Origin of the sequence: Tahibacter sp., assembly GCF_032229445.1 — a bacterium.
Classification (GTDB): Bacteria; Pseudomonadota; Gammaproteobacteria; order Xanthomonadales; family Rhodanobacteraceae; genus Tahibacter.
Genome location: NZ_JAVTWC010000140.1, coordinates 1 through 3,827, shown reverse-complemented (window position 1 = coordinate 3,827; position 3,827 = coordinate 1). Strand labels below are relative to the sequence as shown.

Annotated in this window: 1 protein-coding gene; it reads right to left on the bottom strand. The window is 61.7% G+C overall.

Features of this window, described 5'->3' with window-relative positions:
- A partial coding sequence (locus tag RUU78_RS25480) for an SDR family NAD(P)-dependent oxidoreductase (RefSeq protein ID WP_313920702.1) occupies nt 1-3,817 on the bottom strand: 3,817 nt, incomplete at its 3' end.
- Nucleotides 3,818-3,827 lie beyond the last annotated feature (10 nt).

The following is a 3,827-nucleotide window of genomic DNA, read 5'->3' as shown; positions in this document are numbered from 1 at the left end:
CCTGCCTGAACCCTTCCTCCGACTCCACCCAGTAGCGCTCGCGCGCAAACGGATAGGTGGGCAGGGACAGCAGCACCTTCAGCCCGGTGCCGAATAGCGCACTCGTATTGAGATCGTGGCCCTGGCAATACAGACGAGCCAACTCCTCCAGCGTCGTCCGATGAGCGCGCACGTCGCCTGTTTGCGACGAAAGCATTTCGATCAACCGCCCGATATGCCCCGATTTCTCGTCACGCTGCAGAACCCCTTTTGGAATCTTGCCACTATGCAACCAAGGGAGGGGTTTTCCAGCGCTGATCGCCGACAGCGCCGCAATCGCCTGTGACACATCCACTGCGACGAACGCCAGCCGAACCGCGAAATGCTGTCGGCGCAACAGCAACGTGTAACTGAGCGCCGCCATATTGTCCGGCGTCCAGTCACCGCGTTGTTGCTGCAGCTGGTTCAGGAGATCTGCTGCGCGCTGCTGTAAGGCCAGCGAGGTCTTGGCAGACAGCACAAGAAGAAAGTTGGGGCTCGCGTGCGCTAGTGGCGTGGCCGCCACATCGTGAGCAAACTCACGAAGGACGACGTGCGCATTCGTGCCGCTCATGCCAAAGGCGCTTACGCCAGCGAATCGACGCCTCCCTGCAACGTCAGGCCATATCGTCGTTTGCCGATTGACGTATAGAGGACTGCCGGACCAGTCGAAATAGTCACTGAGCTGTTCGCAGTTCAAGCTGGCCGGTATCACGCCGTGCCTCAGCGCAAGCACCGCATTGATCAGGCTGACCAGTCCCGACGCCGCGAAGGTGTGGCCGATGTTGGTCTTTGCCGACGTCAACGCACAGAACTGTCCGGGCTTACCGCTTTTCGCAAAAACCTGATTCAAAGCATCCACTTCGACAGGATCACCGAGCCGGGTGCCGGTGCCATGGGCAACGATGTAGCCGATGTCATCCGCGGTAACGCCCGCCCGCTGATACACCTCCTCGATCAACTGAGCCTGAGCCGCGCCGTTGGGCGCTGTCAGGCCATTGGTCCGGCCATCACCGTTGATTCCGCTGCCTTCAATGAGCGCGTAGATCCTGTCATCGTTCGCCAGGGCACTGGAAAGTGTCTTCAACACGACAGCGACGACCGCTTCGCCGGGGACGATACCGTTAGCACGACGGCCGAATGCGCGACACTCACCGTCCACCGAGAGCATTCCGGCGTGGCTCATGGCGACGTAATTGTTGGGCGTCAGCAGAAGATTCGCCGCTGCGGCAATTGCACTGTCGCACCCGCCCTCGCGCAGACTCATGCATGCCTGATGCAATGCCACAAGACCTGAGGAGCAGGCCGTATTGATGGCCATTGCAGGGCCGGACAGATTCAGAAAATACGACAGTCTGGCTGCGAGAATCCCGTCGTGATTTCCGCTGAAGTGCTCGCTGTTCCGGCTGAGCTGTTGGTAGTCCCCCTGCTCCACGCCGACGAAAACGCCGACGCGTCGCTTGTCAGGGCCGAGGCCAGCATAGCCGGCATCTTCCAGCGCAGAATAGGCTTCCTGCAGCAGCAGGCGTTGCCGCGGGTCCATCATCTCCGCTTCTGGGCGCGAAATCTCAAAAAAATCAGGGTCGAATTCATCGATGCCGGATAGCGCGCCAAGCCACTTTGCACTGATCGCTCCTGCCGGTAGTGGCCCGCCGGCGTGATAGTGACGACGCCAGTCGAATCGATCCGCCGGGATCTCATCCACTGCGTTCGTGCCCGCAACGAGCAGATTCCAGAACTCAGTGATATTGCCGGCGCCCGGAAACCTTCCGCTCATCCCGACGATGGCGATGGGCTCATGCTTGGCGGATCGAACAGGTTCTGCACGACGATCGACTTTGCTCGTGACTGACGAGAAACCGTCCTCGGGTGGAGAAACTGCTACCGGCCCTGACGGCGCATCGGTGCCAGGCGAGGAGTGGCGGCGGTAAGCGTCTTCGACGGCAGGCCGGTGCCGGGAAACCAGCGCGTCAGACAGCGCGGACACACTGGAATGGCTGAAAAATATAGAAGGCAGAAGATCCAGGTAAAAATATTCTGACAGCCGTTTGGCGAACGTCACCAGCCCGATAGAGTCGAATCCGAGGTCGGCAAAGCTGTCGTCGGTGTGCAATCGCTCGACCGGCAGCTTCAGAAGCTGGCTCGCCAGCCGCGCCACATCGCTTGTCACGCGTTCACCGAGCGCAGCGCCGGTACGCACGTCGACGTGCACATCCGCCTGCCTGGCGGCACAGGATGCGTTGACGCCCTCCACGTCCGTCGGCGCACTACCGGGTGTTCTCGGAACCGTGACCAGCGCATGAGTGATCCCACTATCCGCGCGCTCGGCAAGCAGGCCTTCGCACAGTTCAATGCCTTCGCTTGCGGACAGCGCCCGCTGACCGGTCAATTGAAGGTACATGCGAGTACCCGCGTCATCGCCGACGCTCATTCCGCCATTGCTCCACAGTGGCCAACAAATCGCCAGCGCGTTGCGGCCCGCATATTTTGCAAACGCCAGTTGGAAGCGATTCGCGACCGCGTAGTCGCAGGAACCGAAATCGCCCAGTGATGCGGCGATTGAGGAGAAATAGCAGAGGAAGTCGATGTCGCGATTTTCGAGCAGGCCGGACAGCACTCGCGTGCCTGCAACCTTGGCGGACAGGACGGCTTCGAAGGCCGCCGCATCGGCATCCAGGAAATTCACGCCGGCCTTGCTGCCCGCCGCGTGGATCGCCCCGTGCAGCACACCGAATTCACGCTCGGCCGCCGCCAGCGCTGATTCCATCTGCACCGGGCAGCTAACATCGGCACTGATGTACAAGGCACTTCCGCCTAGAGCACGCAGTGCATTGAGCCGACCGCGTTTTTCGTCGTCAATTGCCGAGCGGCCGGTAAGAACGAGGCGAGCCTGGTATCTCCTTGCGAGATGCCCGGCCAGCGCGAATCCAATCCCGCCCAAGCCACCCGTGACCAAGTAGGTTCCGCCGTGCCGAAAGGCCGAATGTGTGGAACTGCGTCGCGCCATGCTCGGATAGGTGCCGAGTGTCTGACGCCGGCTGCCGGAATAGTGCACGCTCTCCACGTCAACGGCCTGCTGCTCGTTCAGTAGTCGGCAGGTCCAGGTGGCGATGCGCGCGCTGTCGCCCTCCGTGTTTCGTGCCTGCCGCTCGTTCCGGCTATCTGACGCAGCATGAATCACCGCAACAAGGAGGTCGGGCTGTGTACGTCGGATCGAATTTGCGTAGCCGATCCATGACTCGATGTAGCAGCGCTGCAGCGGCGAGGAATGCTCCGCCGCCAGCAGCAGCGTGCCCTTGCCCATTCCCCCGCGCACCATTCCCTGTAGCAATCGCAGAATGACCGTGCTGTCGTCGATGACCGCCATGTCCTCGAGCGGCCACAGATACCACACGGCCTCGATGTCCGGGTGGCTGTCCAGGGCTGATGCGAACAGCTCAGCGAATCTCTCTGCGCACACCTCAGCGCGCCACGCAGACGGACGCCCGTCGTCTTCGGCCTGCTCAAGTGCGGTCGTATCGATAAAGACGGCGCGTGTGCCAGATCCCTGGAGCGCCAGCGTTTCGACCAGCGCTTGACGACGTTGCGGATCGGACAGCAGCACGGCGACGGCGTGCAGTGATCGACTCCCGTCCTGAAGTTCGCAGTCGCGCCACTCTTCGACGAGAACGTTACACGCGTCGCCGGGCGCGTCGTGCACGGAAACGGCGCGCGTTGCAGCTACCGTCGCCTGCCTCTCGTAGCCGGACGTATTCGCCCAGTAGCGCTCCCGCGCAAACGGATAGGTGGGCAGGGACAAGACCTGTGGC